This window comes from Thiohalocapsa sp. ML1 (assembly GCF_001469165.1).
Lineage (GTDB): Bacteria > Pseudomonadota > Gammaproteobacteria > Chromatiales > Chromatiaceae > Thiohalocapsa.
Genome location: NZ_JABX01000058.1, coordinates 11,964 through 29,475, shown reverse-complemented (window position 1 = coordinate 29,475; position 17,512 = coordinate 11,964). Strand labels below are relative to the sequence as shown.

The window sequence follows — 17,512 nt, the reverse complement described above, 5'->3', positions numbered from 1 at the left end:
GACGCGCCGCCGGGCGGACGACCGCGCATGTGCTCTCTGATCAGCCCAGACGCCGCCGACGCGGCATCGAGCCGCGTCGGCGCCGAGCCGGCTGGAAAGCCGGCGATCCCAGTCAGCCGCATCGGCGCCGAGCCGGCTGGAAAGCCGGCGATCCCGGTGCGGCCCCCAAGGTTCCCTCAGCGGCTAGGTTCATAGCCAGCGCACGAGGTAGTAGAGCCTTTGTCCCTCCGGGGAGCTGGACGGGCCGTACACTACGGCCGGGTGCAGCTTGCGTGCCTCGTCGCGCCCGGCGCGGGCGGCGTCTTCCGACTCCACCACTGTGATACAGCCCTCCGGAAAGCGTCCGCGGCGGCGGTTGGCGGCCTTGACCAGGGCATAGCGCTCGGCCAGCGATGTGGACTCCGGGTCTACGATGATGCGTTGCATGGGCGGTGCGCATTGCGGTGCGCGCGGCAGTTTGCGGCCGCTCAGGGTGCTTGAGCCGCCGCGCCGGTGCAAGCGCCTGCGCGCTCGCCGCCGGCCTGCGGAACAACGGCGCTGATCCGCTATCATGACCGCTTCGTAGCCCCTGTCCGGCCCAGCCGCAAACCGACCGGAGACCGCCCGCCCATGCCCGTTCATCACGCCCTGGTGCTGAACCTGCACCAGCCCCCCGGCAATCTGGAGCACCTGCTGGAGCACGCCACCTGGGAGGCGAAGGAGATCCTGTTCGCGCTGGACCGCATCCCGCGCACCCTCTGGGGGCACGAGGATCTGGCACGGGTGCATCTGTCCTTGTCCGGCACGCTGCTCGAGACCTTGTCGAGCCCGGGCTTTCAGGATCGCGTCTACGGCGTCGTGGACTGCGGCAAGCTGCTCTGGCACTTTCAGAATACCGAGCTGTTCGAGATCCTGGGCACCGGCTATTACCACCCGGTGCTGCCGCTGATCCCGCCCACGGACCGCGAGCTGCACCTGGAGCGCTGGCAGAACCTTGCCCGGCATCTGTTCTGGCGGCCCGGCTTCAACGGCTTCTGGCCGCCGGAGATGGGCTTCTCGATGGAGCTGATCCCGCTGCTCAAGCGCTTCGGTTATCGCTATGTCTTGGTGGACAGCGAGCACGTGGAGCCGGTGGGGCAGATGACCTGGCCGGAGCTGCGCTATCGGCCGCACATCGCCCGCCATGGCGATGATGAGATCATCGTCGTGGTGCGCGACCGCGAGCTGTCCGACGCGCAGGAGTCCGGCATGGAGCTGGACTGGTTCCTGTCGGAGGTCGCCGATCGCACCCGCTGGTGCGACTTCGAGCCGCTCGTGACCACGGCCACCGATGGCGAGAACGGCGGCTGGTTCCGCAACGTCACCGAGGGCGCCAACTACTGGAGCGCCTTCTACCTGCCGCTCCTCACGCGCGTGCGCGACGGCGCCTCGCAGGTGCGCCCGAGCTTCATCAGCGAGTATCTCGACAAATACGGCGCCCACGGCGAGGTCAAGGTCTGTACCGCCGCCTGGAACACCGGCTGGCACCACGGGCGCGGCTTCACGCAGTGGACTGGCTCCGACGCACAGCGACGCGGCATCGCCCGCTGCGCGCACGTGAGCGCGCGGCTGCACGCGCTCGCCGCGCGCGCCGCCGCGGAGCGCGCCGACGACACCGCGCTCGCCGCGACGCTGGAGGAGGCGCGCTGGCGCCTGCTGCGCGCGGAGACGAGCTGCAACGTGTTCTGGGGCGAGGCCTGGGTAGACCGTGCCGTGACCGACCTGGATGCCGCCGAGGCCACGCTTGCCGATGCGGAACGTTGTTTGCTTCACAGTCGCGACGAATAGCGGCGGCGCGGCGGCGCGGCGGCTTCGGCGGACGCCGTCCCCGGCAACCCCAACCCGCGCCGCCGGTCCGCAAGAACCCCTCTGCAAAGACTTCACAACCGAATCAGGAGCCATGCCATGCCTCAGCTTCCGGAACAGATCGACGGCCTGCCCAACATCGCCGGCCACGAGGACGACGTCGCCGCCGCCATGGCGCGCGGCGCGGACAAGCCACTGTCCGCCTCCGGCGGCGCCGTGGATTTCGGCAGCATCCGCGCCGCCTGCGCCATCGCGCTGCATCAGCACCAGCCGCTGATCCCGGCCGGCGGCCATGATCTCAAGACCGCGGCCATCATCAGCAACCTGCAATACATGATGGAGCACCAGGACATCGGCGATAACTACAACGCGCCGGCCTTCGTCTGGTGCTACAAGCGCATGGGGGAATTCATTCCGCAGCTCATTCACGAGGGCAAGTCGCCGCGCGTGATGCTGGAGTACTCCGGCACGCTGCTGCACGGCCTGCGGCAGATGGGCGAGGGACACGTGGTGGATGCGTTGAAGGGCATCACCATGAACCCGGACTACAACTGGGCCGTGGAATGGCTCGGCATGCCCTGGGGCCACGCCGTGGCGCCGTCCACGCCGGTGCAGGACTATCGGCTGCACGTCAAGGCCTTCCAGCACCACTTCGCGGCAATCTTCGGCTTCGAGGCGCTGGAGCGCCTGCGCGGCTTCTCGCCGTCCGAGATGGCGCTGCCGAACCACCCCGACGTGGCCTATGAATTCGTGAAGACGCTGAAGGACGCCGGTTATCAATGGGTGCTGGTGCAGGAGCACAGCGTCGAGCAGGTGGACAACGGCTGGCATCCGCAGCGCCCGCACCTGCCGCATCTGCTGACCTGCACCAACTCCGAGGGCGAGACGGCGAGCATCATCGCGCTGGTGAAGACCCAGGGGTCGGACACCAAGCTCGTCGCGCAGATGCAGCCCTGGTACGAGGCCCAAGGCCTGCAGCGCTGGGAGCTCGCCGGCAAGAGCGTGCCGCCGCTGGTCACGCAGATCGCCGACGGCGAGAACGGCGGCGTGATGATGAACGAGTTCCCGGGCAAGTTCTTCGAGTCGGTGAACGGCGCCTCCGGCTCCGACGTGCCGCTGATGAACGGCAGCGAATACCTGGAGCAGCTCTTCGCACTCGGCATCAAGGCGTCCGACCTCACCGAGATCCGCCCCGTGCAGCAGGGCAAGATCTGGGCGCGCATGCAGCCCGGCGACGGTCCCGAGAAGCTGCACAAGGTCATCGAGGAAATCCAGAAGGAAGACCACCAGTTCCACATGGATGGCGGGAGCTGGACCAATGACCTCTCGTGGGTCAAGGGCTACGAGAACGTGCTGGGTCCCATGGAAGAGGCCAGCTCGCTGTTCAACGAGAAGGTGCTCAAGGCCGACACGCCGACCGACGACCCGCGCTACCGCAATGCGCTGTTCCATCTCATGGCCAGCCAGACGAGCTGCTACCGCTACTGGGGCCAGGGCCTCTGGACCGACTACGGCCGCGAGATCTGCCGGCGCGTGAGCGACATCGTCAACTACGACTTCGGCTGAGCGCGAGGAAGAAGGGCCGAGGGCCGAGGGCCGAGGGCCAAGGGAGCCTGCCTCGGCCCTCGGCCCTTGGCCCTTGGCCCTTGGCCCAATGCGCCGACGGAGCGGGCTGCGCAAGACGAGGCGCCGTGCCCTGGTCGGTCTGAGGCTTTGCCTCGCTAGGATCTTGACGGCTGATCTGACACATCAGCTCACCCGCTGGACCCTGCGGGCACTTGCCCGAGGCCTGGACCGACTCGCCGCGGAAAGATCCGCGACCGTCGGCCGGTCCGAGCAATATGCAGGCCCCAGCGGCCACCGACTTCGTGCAGAGGGCCTAGGCCATGAACTGCCTCTCCTTTCGTCGCCAACTCATGGTTGACCCGCAGCAGTGGGACGACGCGCTCGCGGCCCATGCCGAGCAATGCCCGGCGTGCGCGCGGGCGCGGGAGCGGGCGCTCGGGTTCGAGGCGGCGCTGTACGCGGCCTTGCTGCTGGAGGGCGACGTCGCCGGCGCCGACGACGCTGCCGCAGCCGACGCGGGCGGCGACGACGACGACCAGGCGCCGCCGGCGAGGACGGTGCATCCGTTCGGCCGACGCTGACCGAGCCCGCCGCCGCGTCTTTCCGGCCGTTTCGCCGCTCAGCCAGCGCGGCGGCGCCTCGGACCGACAAGTCGGCAGGCGCCTGACCACCGCCAACGCGCGCCGGCGCTCGCGCCGCGACGGGCGCGCGGCTCGGCTGTCCGATGGCAGCCCCGGCCCGGCGCGCCGGTCGTCCGGATTCCTATACTCAAACCAGAAAACCGAAACAGATTGGGTGCCGCGCTTGCCGCCAGATCCGCGCATCGCCGGACGTGCGGTGTGCAGAGGGCAAGCAATGCGCGCGCACCGCGGAGGAGCCATGCCACCCCGGACCGAGCGACAACAAGCAGACCGTGCACCGCCGGCAGCGCGAGCGGCGAAGGACGCGCCGCCCATCACGGCCGACACTGCGCGCACGCTGGCGGGGCTCTTCGCCGAGCGCGTCGCGCGCACGCCGGACGCACTGGCCTACCGGCAGTTCGAGCAGGGACATTGGCAGGACTACCGCTGGCGCGACATGGCCGAGATCGTCGCGCGCTGGCGGTGCGCGCTGGCCGGCGAAGGCCTGGCCCCCGGCGAGCGGGTGGCGCTCAGCCTGCCGAACGGCGTCGACTGGGTGGCCTTCGATCAGGCCGCGCTGGCGCTCGGGCTCGTCACCGTGCCGCTCTACACCACCGACAGCCCGGGCAACGTCGCCCACATCGTCACCGATTCCGGCGCGCGGCTGCTGCTGTTGGACAGCGATGCCGAATGGGCCGCGCTGCGGAACCACGGCGGCGCGCTGGAGCGCTTGCAGACGGTCATCTGCCGGCACCGCAGCAGCGCCGCCTCCGTCGATGCCGGGCTCACCGACTTAGGCGCTTGGCTGTACGGTGCCGACGCCGCGCGCACGGCGGACCGTGCGGTGGACCAAGCCGAGCCCGTACCGACGGACCCGGACGCCCTCGCGACCCTGATCTACACCTCCGGCACCACCGGGGCGCCGAAGGGCGTGATGCTGTCGCACCGCAACATCCTCGCCGACGTCGAGGCGACGATGCAGCGGGTGCCGGCGCTGCCGGAGGACATGTTCCTGTCCTTCCTGCCGCTGGCGCACGCCTTCGAGCGCAGCGTGGGCTATTACCTGCCGATGCTGGCGGGGGCCGCGGTGGCCTATGCCCGCGGCATTGCGGAGCTGCGCGAGGACCTGCTCCACATCCGCCCGACCACGCTGCTCTCGGTGCCGCGGGTGTACGACAAGATCTACCGCGCCCTGCAGGACAAGCTCGGCGAGCGGGGCATCAAGCGCCGGCTGTTCGACGCCGCGGTGGCGCACGGCTGGCGGCGGTTCGAGGCCGCCCAGGGGCGGGCGCCGGCGCCCGGTGTCATGGCGCGGCTGGTGGGGGCGCTGCTGCATCGGCTCGTCGGCCGGCCGGTGCTTGCGCGCCTCGGCGGGCGGCTGCGGGTCGCCGTCAGCGGCGGCGCGCCGTTGTCGCCGACAGTGGGGCGCTGCTTCGTCGCCCTGGGCCTGCCGCTGACGGAGGGCTATGGCCTGACGGAGGCGGCGCCGGTGGTCACCAACATCGCGCCCGCGGGCTTCCGGCCCGGCTTCGTCGGGTTGCCGCTGCCGGGGATTGAGGTCAAGCTCGGTCCGGCGCGGGAGATCCTGGTGCGCGGCGCGAGCGTCATGGCCGGCTATTGGCAGCAGCCGGAGGCGACGGCCGCCGCCATCGACGCCGAAGGCTGGCTGCACACCGGCGATATCGGCGAGATCGGCGCGGACGGCCAAGTGGGCATCCGCGGCCGGCTGAAGGAGATCATCGTCACCTCCACCGGCGAGAAGATCGCGCCGACGGACCTGGAGGCCGCGCTCGCCATGGAGTCGCTGTTCGACCAGGCCATGGTCGTCGGCGAGGGGCAGCCGTTTCCGGCCGCGGTGCTGGTGCTGGCCGACGCCCCCTGGCGGGCGCTCGCCGCCAAGCTCGGCCGCGACCCGGACGATGCGGCGGCGCTGACGCAACCGGACGTCGTCGCGGCGGTGCAGGCCTTTGTCGACGCCCGGCTCGCGGATTTTCCGCGCTATGCGCAGGTGCGGGCCGTGCACCTGACCCGCGCGCCCTGGACGGTGGAGAACGGCCTCATCACGCCGACCATGAAGCTCAAGCGCGACGCGCTGACGGCGCGCTTCGCGGGCGCCCTGGAGCACCTGTACGCCCGGCCGCGTCCGCGAGCGTCGCGCTGATGAACGCGGCCCGGCCCGGTCCGGCAGCCGATCCTGCACCAAGCCCGGCACGGGACGATGCCGAGACGCGGGCGCTCGCAGCGCTGCGCGGCCTGGTGCAGGACACCGGCCTCGACCTGCCGGCGGCGCAGGTCACGCTCGACAGCCGGCTGGAGGCGGATCTGGGCCTCGACAGCCTCGGCCGCGGCGAGCTCATCGCCCGAATCGAGCGCGCCCTCGACGTGCGGCTGCCGGACGACGCTCTGCTCGCGCCCACCGCGCGGGACCTGCTGGCGCTGGTGCGCCCGGCGTCGGCGGAGCAAGCGGGCGCGCCGCGGGCAGCGCCCGCCGGCAGCGTGGCGGCATCGGCGCCGGCGGGCTCTGCCCATGCCGAGCCGGTTGCCGCCGGCAGCCTCATCGACGTGCTGGAGTGGCACGTCCAGCGCGCGTCGGATCAGACCCACATCCTGCTCTACGAGGACGCCACGGACCCGCGGCCCATCAGCCACGCGGTGCTTTGGGAACAGGCCCTGCGCGTGGCCGGCGGGCTGCGCGGTGCGGGCCTCGCGCCCGGCGGGACCGTCGCGCTGATGCTGCCGACCGGCCTCGACTACTTCGCGAGCTTCTTCGGCGCGCTGCTCGCCGGCGGCGTCCCGGTGCCCATCTATCCGCCGGCGCGCCCGGAGCAGCTCGAAGATCATCTGCGCCGCCACGCCGGCATCCTCGCCAACGCCGAGGTTACCGTCTTGATCACGATGCCGGCGGCGCTGACCGTGGCGCGGCTGCTGCGCGCCCGGGTGCCGTCGCTGCGGGCGGTGCTGACGCCGGCGGCGCTCGCCGAGGCCGCGCCACTGGCCAGCGTCGCCGCCCCGGCGCCGGACGCCATCGCGCTGCTGCAATACACCTCCGGCAGCACCGGCGCGCCCAAGGGCGTGGTGCTGACCCATGCGGACCTGCTCGCGAACATCCGCGCCATGGGCAAGGCCATCGCCGCGCGCCCGGACGATGTCTTCGTGAGCTGGCTGCCGCTCTATCACGACATGGGGCTCATCGGCGCCTGGCTCGGCAGCCTGTACTTCGGCGTGCCGCTGGTGTCCATGTCGCCGCTGGCCTTTCTGGCCCGGCCGCTGCGCTGGCTTGAGGCCATCCATCGGCATCGCGGCACCCTGTCCGCGGCGCCGAACTTCGCCTACGAGCTGTGCCTCAAGCGCATTGGCGACGAGGAGCTGGCCGCACTGGATCTCGGCTGCTGGCGCCGCGCGCTGAACGGCGCCGAGCCCGTCAGCGCCGCGACGCTGGCGCGCTTCGCGGAGCGCTTCGCACCCGCGGGGCTGCGGCCCGAGGCGCTGGCGCCGGTGTACGGACTCGCCGAGGCCGCGGTGGGCCTGACCTTTCCGCCGCCCGAGCGCGGCCCCGCGGTGGACTGCATCGACCGCGAGCGCTTCGCGACCTCCGGCCGCGCGCTGCCGATCCCGTGCACCGACCCGGCGGCGCTGCAGGTGCCGAGCTGCGGGCGGCCGTTGCCGGGCTATCGCGTGCGCATCAGCGACGAGCGGGCCGGCGCGGCGCTGCCGGAGCGCCACGAGGGCCGGGTGTGGTTCCAGGGGCCGTCCGCGACCAGCGGCTACTTCCGCAACCCGGAGGCCACCGCCGCGCTGATTCACACCCAAGACGGCGCGCGCTGGCACGACACCGGCGACCGCGGCTACGTCGCCGACGGCGAGCTGCACCTCACCGGCCGGGTCAAGGACATGATCATCCGCGGCGGGCGCAATCTGTATCCGTACGAGCTGGAGCAGGCCATCGGCGATCTGCCCGGCGTGCGCAAGGGCTGCGTCGTCGCCTTCGCGGCGCCGGACCCCGCGCGCGGCAGCGAGCGGCTGGTGCTGGTGGCCGAGACCCGCGAGCGCGACCCGGACCGGCGCGCGGCGCTGGCCAAGCGCATCCGCGCGCGCGCCGCGGAGGTGCTGGGCCAGCCGCCGGAAGAGATCCTGCTCGCACCGCCGCGGGCCATCCCGAAGACCTCTAGCGGCAAGCTCCGCCGCGGCAGCACGCGGGAGCGCTGGCTCGAAGGCTCGCTCACGGCAGGCGCCCCGCCGCCGGTGTGGCAACTGCTGCGGGTCGGGCTCGGCGGCCTCGGGCTGTCCGCCCGGCGCTTCGTCGCGCGGCTGCCGGCGCGGCTCTATGCCGGTTATGCCTGGCTGCTGTTCGGGCTCCTGGCGCCGCCGGTCTGGCTCGGCATTGTCGCGGCGCCGCGGCTCGCCTGGCGCTGGTGGTGCGCGCGCGCGGGCGTCGCGCTGCTGCGGCGGCTCGCCTTGCTGCCCCTGGACGTGACGGGTCGGGAACGGCTGCCGCCCGCCGGCAAGCCCTTCGTGCTGGTCTGCAACCACCAGAGCTATCTGGACGTGGGCCTGCTGATCCAGGTGATCCGCCGGCCCATGGTCTTCGTCGCCGCGGAGGGGCTGGCCGGTAATCCCTTCATCCGCTGGCCTTTGACGCGCCTCGACACGCTGTTCGTGGACCGCTTCGACCTGCTGCGCGGACCCGCGGAGATGCGCCGGTTCCAGGCGATCCTCGCGGACGGTCGGCCGCTTGGCTTCTTCCCGGAGGGCACCTTCCGCACCGAGCCCGGCCTGCTGCCGTTTCGCATGGGCGCCTTCATCGCCGCCGCCGGCGCCGCCGTGCCGGTGCTGCCGGTGGCCATCCGCGGCAGCCGACAGGTCTTTCCCGGCACCACCTTCTTCCCGCACCGCGGGCGCGTGCGCCTTCGCATCGGCGAGCCGCTGCTGCCGACGGCCGACGACTGGCAGGCGGCGGTGGCCCTGCGCGACGGCGCGCGGGAGCACATCGCGGCGCACTGCGGCGAGCCCGCGACGCCGCCCGGCGGTGCCTGAGCTGCAGCTCGCGACCATCGAGCCGGCGTGATCGCCCAACGCCGCAGAGCCGGAACCAGACAGCTTGATGACAGCCGCTCCGCCGGGGTCGCAGCCCGGCGCTCGGCGCCCCCTTTGGCGCAGGGATTGCTTAAAGCATTGTTCAAAGCATTGCTCAGGGCATTGCTCAGAGCATTGCCAATGCAACGCACTCGGCGCCCACGCCGGGCGCCACAACAGGGGAGACCGCCATGTTCCTCAAGCAGTTCTACCTGGAAAGCCTCGGCCACGCGTCCTACCTGGTCGGCTCGGAGGAGACCGGCGAGGCCCTGGTGCTCGACGTGCGTCGGGACGTCGACATCTATTTCGAGGCGGCGCGTCACCAGGGCATGCGCATCCGCTACGCCTGCGACACCCACCAGCACAACGATTACGTCACCGGCATCTGCGAGCTTCCGCCCCGGGGCGAGGTCCAACTCCTTGCCGGGGCACGGGCAGCGCTCAACTACCCCGTGCGCCCCATGGACGACGGGGCAAGGCTGCGGTTGGGCGAGGTGGAGCTCGAGTTCATGCACACCCCCGGCCATACCCCCGAGCACATCAGCCTGCTGCTGACGGACCACTCCCGGGGCAACGAGCCCGCGGCGCTCTTCTCCGGCGGTGCCCTGCTGGTGGGGGATTTGGCGCGGCCGGACCTGCTCGGCGGCGCGGAGGAGACGCGCCGCAACGCCTCGCACTTCTGCGAGACCCTGCAGCGGCGCATCCTCACGCTGCCCGACTTTGTCGAGGTCTACCCCACCCACGTGGCCGGCTCCCTGTGCGGCGGCAACATCGGCAGCCGGTTGTCCACCACCGTGGGCTATGAGCGGCGCATGAACCGGCTGCTGGCCGACCTGAACGACCGCGAGGGCTTTGTCGAGCAGTGCCTGGACCTGAAGAACCTGCCGGCGGTCCCGCCCTACTGGCCACGGATGCGCCGTATGAACACCGAGGGCCCGCCGGCCCTGCCGGTGCTCGCGGACCCGCCGCCGCTGGCGGTGGAGCGCTTCGAGGCCATGCGTCGGGACGGCGCGGTGGTGCTCGACTGCCGCTCCCCGGAGGCCTTCAGCGCGCACGTTCCGGGGGCGCTGAACGCGGGGCTCGGGACATCCTTTCCCACCTGGGCGGGCAGCGTGCTGCCCTACGACGCCCCGGTGCTCCTGGTGCTGGAGCAGCCCGGGGACCTGTGGGAGGTCTGCTGGCACCTGCTGCGCATCGGCCACGATCTGCCGCAGGGCTGGCTCGCCGGCGGCATGCTCGCCTGGCGCACCGCGGGGATGCCCCTCGACGTCCTGCCCCAGTGGACCATCTGGCAGCTCCAGGGCGCCCGCGAGCAGCAAGGGAACCTGCTGGTGCTCGACGTGCGCCAGCCCGCCGAGTGGGCCGCGGCCCGCATCCCCGGCGCGCTGCACCTGACCGGCGCCGAGCTGACCCGCCGAGCCGACGAGCTGCCGCAGGACCGCCCCATCGCCGTCATCTGCGGCAGCGGCTACCGCTCCTCGGTGGCGGCCAGCGTGCTCCAGCGCCGCGGGCATCGGGAGGTGTTCAACGTCCTCGGCGGCATGACCGGCTGGCAGGCGGAGGGGCTGCCGGTGGAGGGGCCGCGCTAGTGCGGCGGTGTGCAGTGCCGAGACCGTCTCATGCCGTGTAGCCGAGCCGGAGCCGGGCCGGAGAGCCGACCTCCAGGTTGGCTTGGCCTCGGTGTGACACCGTCGCGGCTAAAGCCGCTCCCACGGCGCCGCGTGCGGCCCGTGGGAGCGGCTTTAGCCGCGATCCGCCCTCGGCCCTCGCCCCTGCCGCTAATAGTCCCGGTTGTAGAAGATCCCCGCTCGGGAGTCCCCGCGGGTGTCGATGCCGCCCTGCACGGTGATGTTGTCGGTCACGTCCAGGTTGATGGTGGTCCGGGTGCCGCCGGCGGTGCCGGTCTGCACGTCGAGGTAGATGTTCTCATCGAGGTAGCGGCCCGCGCGCACCCCGGCACCGCCGGTCTCGTCGGTGACGACGTCGAGGTCATCGAACCCGAAGGCGCCGCGCAGCGGGTCGAGCAGCCCGTTGCCGGTGTGGGCGCCGGTCAGCTCGGCGGCGGCCAGCGCGAGCTGCGCGATCTGAAACGGCGAGAGCTGCTGGGTGGTGCGGTTGAACAGGATTAGCGCGAGCACCTCGTCGTCCGGCAGCGGCGGCTGTGAGGAGAAGCTGATGACGGGGTTGGAGGCGCGACCGCTGACGTTCACCGTCGCGGTGGCGTCGCGGGTCACGGTGCTGGCCGTCAGGTTGATCCGCGGATCGAGGTCGCCGAGCAGCCGCACGCTGGCCTCGTCGAAATCGATGCGTTGGGCGAGGATGTCGAGCCGGCCCCGGCGCAGCGTGAATTCGCCCACCGGCGCCAAGTCGTTGGTGGTGCCCTGTAGGCGGAGCTGGCCGCCGACCTCCACGTCCAGCCCGCGACCGCGGATGAAGATCCGGTTCGGTGCGCGCAGCAGCACGTCCAGGTCGAAAGCCGGTGCATCGCCGTCGCCATCCACCGCGGGCGCGGCCCGACGCGCACGCTCCAGGGTCCGGGCCACCTCCGGCGGCGTGTTGCGGTGGCTGACTGCCTCCAGCGCAGCACCGCCCGCGGCGCCGAGCCCCTCCGTCACCGAGATCTCGGTGAGCCCGAGGTCGATCGTGCCCTCGATGCGGCCGCCCGGCGCCGCAAGCGGGCCGACCAGCTCGACCGCCCCGTCGAGCGTCGTCGCCAGCAGGGTGCCGTCGGTGTAGGCAAGCTCGTCGAGGCGGAGCCCGAGCCTGGCCGGCAGGTCCGGCTCCAGCACGCCGATGCGGCCAGAGACGCTCAGCGTGCCGCCCAAGGCGCTCCGGCCGGTCAGGCGCTCGATGACGATACCGGTGCCGTCGAACCGGCTTGCCAACTGCACGGCGTCGATGCGGAGGTTGGTCTGCGGATCGATGAAGGTGGCGTCCGCAATCGTGACGGCACCGGTCAGCGTCGGCGCCGCCAGGCTGCCGCCCGCGGCGAGGTCCAGCGCCGCCCGCCCCGCCAGCCGCGCGCCGCGCTCGGCAAGGGCGACGTCGGCGAGCGCGAGCGGGAGGTTGCCGGTGACCGAGAGCGCGAGCCCCGAGCCCGCCAGCGGCAGCCTGCCCGAGGCGTCGAGCGCGATGTCGCCGGGGCCGCTGACGTCGGCGCGCGTGAGGGTCAGCACGCCGTCGGCGAAGCGGCCGTCGGCGGCGAGCTCAAGCGGCGGCAGGACGCCCTCCCGCGGTACGGATGCGCCGAGGCCGCTGCCGGCGATGTTGAACGCGGCAGCGGGCGCATCGAGCGTGCCGGTCACTTGCGCGCTGCCGGTCAGCCTGCCGGTGAGGCCGATGTCGCCCGCGAGCGGGTCGAGCAGCGGCAGGCGGAATTCATCCAGGTCGATGGCGAGGTCCAGATTGCCGGCGCCGATGGGCACACTGCCGGTGGCGCGGGCGGCGACGCCCGCGGGCGAGGACAAGCGGGCGTCGAGCGCCAGCCGGTCGCCCGCGGTGCTGCCGGTTGCGGTGAGGTCGACGCGCGGCAGGCCCGCCGCCTGCACCGGCGCGGCGCCGATGTCCGCCGCGCTCAGGTCGAAGCCGATGCGGGGCGCCGCGCGCGGACCGGTGACCCGGGCGGTGCCGTCGATGCTGCCCGTGAGCCCAAGCTCGGGTTGCAGCGTGTCGACGATGTCGAGCGGCACGCGCTCGATGTCGACATCAATGCTGATGGTCTCGGCGACGCGCCCCTGGGCCTCGATCCTGCCGCCGGCCACGTCGAGCGCCAGCGGCGACAGCGTCACGGCATCATCCACCAGCGTGATGGTCGCCGGCGCGAGCAGGCGGGCCGTTACCCCGTCTTGCGCGAGCAGGAGCCGATCAAGCCGCAGCGCGAGACCCTCCGCGAGCCGTGCCAGCCCGCCCGCGAGCCGCACGTCGGTGCCGGCGGCGAGCTGCGCCTCCGAGAAGACGACCATGGCGGTGGGACCGGTCTGCTCGGCGCGCGCCGCCAGCCGCTCGATCTCGATGCCGGCAGCGGCGATGCCGCCGGCGTTCAGGGTCGCGTCTGCCAGCGGCACGCCGAAGGCGTCCACGATGTCCGCCTGCAGGTCGAGCCTGTCGACGCGGTTGTCCTCGATGACGAGGTCCTGCACATCGGCGCGCAGGCGCACGCCCTGGCCGACCCGGGCTGGGCCGAGCGCGATTTCAGCCGAGGCCGCGCCCTCGGCCTCGGTCAGCGCGAGGGCGGCGAGCGGCGCGAGGTCCGGCGCCGTGATGGTCAGGTTCCCCTCGACGGGCGCCTCGCCGCGCTGCGCCAGATCGCCGACGATGGCGTTCGGACCCACCTCCAAGCGGAAGTCGGTCAGCGCGCGGGTGTCCTCGGTCAAGTCCAGCTCGCCCGCGAGCAGGATGGTCTCGCCGCCGATGCGACCCTCGCCGTCGAGCCGCCCGCTGAGGTCGCCGTCGTGCCTGGCGCCGTCGAAGGCCAGGGCGACCCCCGCCAAGCGCCGACCCACCAGGCTGCCCTCGGCAATGCCCGCCGTGAGCCGCAGGTCCATCGGCTCCCCGGCCCGACCCGCGGCGCGTCCCCGCGCGGTGAGCGCGCCACTCGCCTGCTCGGTCAGGAGCGCGAGGTCGGCGAGGCGGGCGTCGAAGCCGATATCGGTCGCCTCGGCGGCGACACGTCCTGTGGAGGCAAAGGCGAGCTGCGGGTTCTCGATCCGCAGAGCATCGGTGTGGAGGCCGGTCTCGTCGCGGCGCACCCGCCCGGACAAGCTGGTCTCGCCGGCCAAGAGCGGGTCGAGCGTCGGCTCCCCGACCCGCAGCCCGGTGGCGCCGCCCGCGAGCCGCAGATCGAAACCGCCGCTCGCCAGCAGCACCTCGCCGGTGGCGCGCAGGTCGATCTGGCCCGCGAGATCGCGTCCGGCGAGGCCCGAGAAGGGCGCCAGGTCGGCCAGCTCCGCGGTCAGCTCGCCGGCGTAGACCAGGTCGTCAAGCGTGCCCGATGTGGCGACGGAGAAGCCGGCCCCGCCGAGGCGGACCGACCGGACCGCGATGGGCGCGTCGGGCGGCAGCGCGATGTCGGCGTTGAGGTCGATACGCTCGCCCAGCGCCGCGCGCAGGGCCGGGTCTTCGGCACGGATGCCGGCGGCGGTGCCGGCGAGCACCACCGTCACGTTGCGCCGCGCCGGCTCCTGCAGGTGCTCGGCGAGCCCGCCCATGTCGAGCGTCACGTCCGCGACCTCGATGTCGGCGCTGCGCAGATCCTCGAGCACCAGCCGCCCGTCCCAGCGGCTGCCCGCGCCGTAGCCGACGCGCAGCGTGCCGGCGCCCAGGCGGGTCTGCGCGCCGGGCACGGGCAGGGTCACCGGCTCGCCCTGCGGATCGGCCAGCTCGCCGGTGAGGCTTAAGGCCTCCAGGAAGCCGTCCGCGCCGAGGGCCAGCGCCCCTTCCAGGCTGAGCACGGCGCCCGCAACCCGAAGCGCGTCGATGCGCAGGCCGCCGGGGTCCAGGTTCACGCCGGCGACGTAAACGGCGGTGCGGCCGGCGAAGAAGTCGCGGTAGTCGGCGGGTACCAGCGGCGCCAGCTCGCCCGCGAAGTCGGCGACGAAACCGAGTCCCGCGGGCGCCTCGCGCAGCGCAAGGGTGCCGGTGGCCAGCCGCGTGCCGTCGGCGTCCAGCGTGAAATCGATGTCCACCTGCTCCAGCGGGCCTTGGCCCGCGAGCCGCAGATCGATAGCGGGCCGGCCCTCGATGTCGAGCGCGGTGGCGACGAGGCCGCCGGGCGGCTCGGCGAGCGCAAGGTCGAGGTCGAGCCGGCGCGTCGCGTTGGCAAAGGCGGCGTGCAGGCTGAGCTCGCCGCCGGGGTCGTCCAGGCGCGTGACGCGCAGCTCGGCGTCGAGGGAGCCGTCGATCAGCGTGGCCGCGCCCGCGGCCCGCAGGCTCGCCGCCGCGCCGAGCACCGGCTCGCCCAGGCGCAGCTCCGCCACGCGCACCGCGTCCACGAGGACCTGCAGCGGCAGCTCCGGCAGGCTGAAGGGCTCCGCCTCGGCGCGGGGCTCCACCGGCAGCGGCGGCCGCGGCAGGTCGATGCTGCCGATGCTGAGCTCGTTGATGCTGAGCCGCCGCAGGAACAGCGCCCGCCGGCTCCAGTCGATACGCAGATCCCGGACCCTGAGCCAGACACCGTCCGCGTCGGCGACGCTGATCTCCCCGATGGTCGCCTGCGACGACAGGGCCCCGGAGACCTCGCGGATGCGGACCTCGCGCCCCGGTGCGGACAGCAGATCGTTGATGAACCGCAGCAGAAAGCCGTCGTCGGCGTCCGCCGCGGGCGCCGTCGCCGGGGCGTCGTCCGCCGGCGGGTCGGGCGGCTGCGCGCGGGTCAGCACGCCGCCGGCGAGGGCCAGCGCGCCGATGAGGCCGATGGCGATCAGGCTCCGCTGCAGGGCGCCTGGCCGTTGCCGACGGGGCCGCTGCAACCGATGCTGGCGAGGTGTCCGGTTCAAAACGCCTGTCCTATGCCGATGTAGAGCGCGACGGAGGGGTCCTGCGGGCGGCGGTCGATCGGCACAGCCAAATCGACGCGCAGCGGCCCGAAGTCGGTGAACCAGCGCACCCCGAGCCCGGCGCCGAGGCGGACGTCGCTGTCCCCGTCGAAGCCGGTGCCCTGCGCGACATAGCCGGCGTCCACGAAGGCGACGACGCCGAAGCGCTCGCCGAAGCGGGTGCGCAGCTCGGCGGAGGTCTCCATCAGGCTGCGGCCACCGACGCTGCCGGTTGTGCCGTCGGGCAGGGTCAGGTCCACGCCGATGGAACGATAGTCGTAGCCGCGCACCGAGCCGCCGCCGCCCGCGAAGAAGAGCTGATCGGGCGGACTCTCCTCGATCGGCGGCCCCGCGAAGCTGCCGAGCCGGACACGGCCGGCGAGCACGTTGTGCCCCCACAGGGCCTGGTAGATGCGGCCTTCCAGGACCCCGCGCAGCGCGACGTTGTCGTACTCGACCTCGTAGAAGGGCCGGGCGTTGGCGAGCAGGAAGTAGCCCGCGGTCGGGTTCAACGGGTCGTTGCGGCGGTCGTATTGCAGCGCCGCGTCGGGGCCGATGCTGAGGAAGCGGCGCACGCCGAAGATGTCCTCAACGCGCGAGCCGGTCACCGCCATCGCCACCTCGCCGGTCAACGCGCTGCCAAACTCGCGCGCCAGGCCCACGCGCGCGGTGACGGCGCGCTCCCGGTAGGTCTCCAGATCCTCGCGGCGCATCGACAGGGAGCTGACGAGGCTCGTGCTCGGATCGATGACGCCGGGCCGGACGAAGCTGACGCCGGCCTGGTAGGTGAGATCGTCCAGCTCGGTGGTCGCGCCTAGGCGTGCGATGCTCGCGTCGAAGCGCAGTTGCTCTGCACGGCCGAATAGGTTGCGATGCAGCCAGAAGCCCTCGAAGGTGAGCCCTTCGATGCTGCCGTAGCTGCCGCCGATGCCCAGCGACCGGGGCGGGCGGTCCTCGACGCGGATGCGGATGGGCAGGCTGCCGTCGGCGCCGATCGCCTCGCCCTCCTCGATGTGCACCAGATTGAACGCGCCGAGCCGGACCAGCCGCGCCTGCGCCTCGGCAAGCTCGTCGGGATCGAAGGCCGCGCCCGGCGCGAGGTCGGCGATGCGGGCGATGAAGTCCCGCTCGACGCGGCTGTCGCCCACCACCTGCACCGGCCCGTAGACCGTGGGCCGGCCGGGATCGATGCTGATCTGCACCTCCAGCAGGCCCGTTGCGTGGTCGGCCACCACCTCGCGACCGGTCTCCCGCGCCTTGGCGTGGCCGAGCCGGCGCCAGCGCGCCACCGCGAGCCGCGACGCCGCGGCGATGCGCGTCGCCTGCGCCGTCTCGCCGCGGGCGAAGCCCGCCGCGCCGGGGCGCTCCGCCGCGGTCCACCGCGGGGCGTTCCGGATGTCCGCGCGGCCGAAGCGGAAGCGCGGCCCCGGCCGAATCAGCACCGCCACCGGAACCTCTGCCGGCAGCGCATCGCCCGGGGTCATCTCGGCGGCCTCCCGGCCGGCGACGCGGATGCTGATCTCCGGGCCGTAATGGCCGGCGTTGTACAGCGCGGCCAGCAGGCGGCGGTAGTCACCGCGCGCCTTAGCGAGCAGGCCCGCGCGCCCCGCCGCCGGCTCCTCACGGCCGTTCCACAGCGCCGAGGCTTCGCGCAGGGCGGACTCGAGATCCTCCCGATCGGTGTCCACGCGAAAGGCGATGCTGAGGCGCACGGGGTCGATGACCTCCACCGTCTCGGTCGCCGGCTCGTCGCGGCCCCACAGGCGCAGGCCGAAGAGCTCGAAGGCGAGCGCGGGCGCGGCGACGGGAAGCGTGCCGCCGAGCAACGCGACAGCGAGCAGCGCCCGCCGTCCTCGGTTCCACATCGCCGCCTCCCAACGGACCTCGTTCAGGACA

9 protein-coding genes are annotated in these 17,512 nt (G+C 72.8%); 6 read left to right on the top strand and 3 right to left on the bottom strand.

Annotation, left to right across the window (positions count from 1 at the left end):
- Window positions 1–189 precede the first annotated feature (189 nt).
- On the bottom strand, window positions 190–426 hold the full coding sequence (locus tag ML01_RS23960) for a hypothetical protein (RefSeq protein ID WP_058557909.1): 237 nt from the start codon (window positions 424–426) through the stop codon (window positions 190–192).
- 183 nt (window positions 427–609) lie between these two features.
- Between ML01_RS23960 and ML01_RS23955 the strand changes: the two genes are divergently transcribed.
- The 6 genes from ML01_RS23955 (at window position 610) to ML01_RS23930 (ending at window position 10,672) form a co-directional block, all read left to right on the top strand.
- Window positions 610–1,806 carry a glycoside hydrolase family 57 gene (locus ML01_RS23955; RefSeq protein WP_058557908.1) on the top strand — a complete coding sequence of 399 codons (1,197 nt, stop codon included), beginning with the start codon at window positions 610–612 and terminating at the stop codon, window positions 1,804–1,806.
- A gap of 117 nt (window positions 1,807–1,923) precedes the next feature.
- On the top strand, window positions 1,924–3,390 hold the full coding sequence (locus ML01_RS23950) for a glycosyl hydrolase family 57 (protein ID WP_058557907.1): 1,467 nt from the start codon (window positions 1,924–1,926) through the stop codon (window positions 3,388–3,390).
- A 320-nt stretch (window positions 3,391–3,710) separates the two neighbouring features.
- On the top strand, window positions 3,711–3,971 hold the full coding sequence (locus tag ML01_RS23945) for a hypothetical protein (RefSeq protein WP_058557906.1): 261 nt from the start codon (window positions 3,711–3,713) through the stop codon (window positions 3,969–3,971).
- Window positions 3,972–4,269: 298 nt separating this feature from the next.
- On the top strand, window positions 4,270–6,171 hold the full coding sequence (locus ML01_RS23940) for a long-chain fatty acid--CoA ligase (protein ID WP_082674612.1): 1,902 nt from the start codon (window positions 4,270–4,272) through the stop codon (window positions 6,169–6,171).
- The gene (locus ML01_RS23935) at window positions 6,171–9,044 is read left to right on the top strand and encodes an AMP-binding protein (RefSeq protein WP_058557905.1); all 2,874 of its coding nucleotides are present in this window, start codon (window positions 6,171–6,173) and stop codon (window positions 9,042–9,044) included. The genes ML01_RS23940 and ML01_RS23935 overlap by 1 nt, the downstream gene beginning before the upstream one ends.
- Before the next feature lie 230 nt (window positions 9,045–9,274).
- On the top strand, window positions 9,275–10,672 hold the full coding sequence (locus ML01_RS23930; RefSeq protein WP_058557904.1) for a rhodanese-like domain-containing protein: 1,398 nt from the start codon (window positions 9,275–9,277) through the stop codon (window positions 10,670–10,672).
- Between the two features lie 189 nt (window positions 10,673–10,861).
- Here ML01_RS23930 and ML01_RS23925 read toward each other — a convergent pair whose 3' ends face one another.
- A complete protein-coding gene (locus tag ML01_RS23925) occupies window positions 10,862–15,577 on the bottom strand; it encodes a translocation/assembly module TamB domain-containing protein (protein ID WP_156427957.1) in 4,716 nt (1,571 codons plus the stop codon).
- A complete protein-coding gene (locus tag ML01_RS23920) occupies window positions 15,574–17,481 on the bottom strand; it encodes an autotransporter assembly complex family protein (RefSeq protein ID WP_058557902.1) in 1,908 nt (635 codons plus the stop codon). The genes ML01_RS23925 and ML01_RS23920 overlap by 4 nt, the downstream gene beginning before the upstream one ends.
- Window positions 17,482–17,512 lie beyond the last annotated feature (31 nt).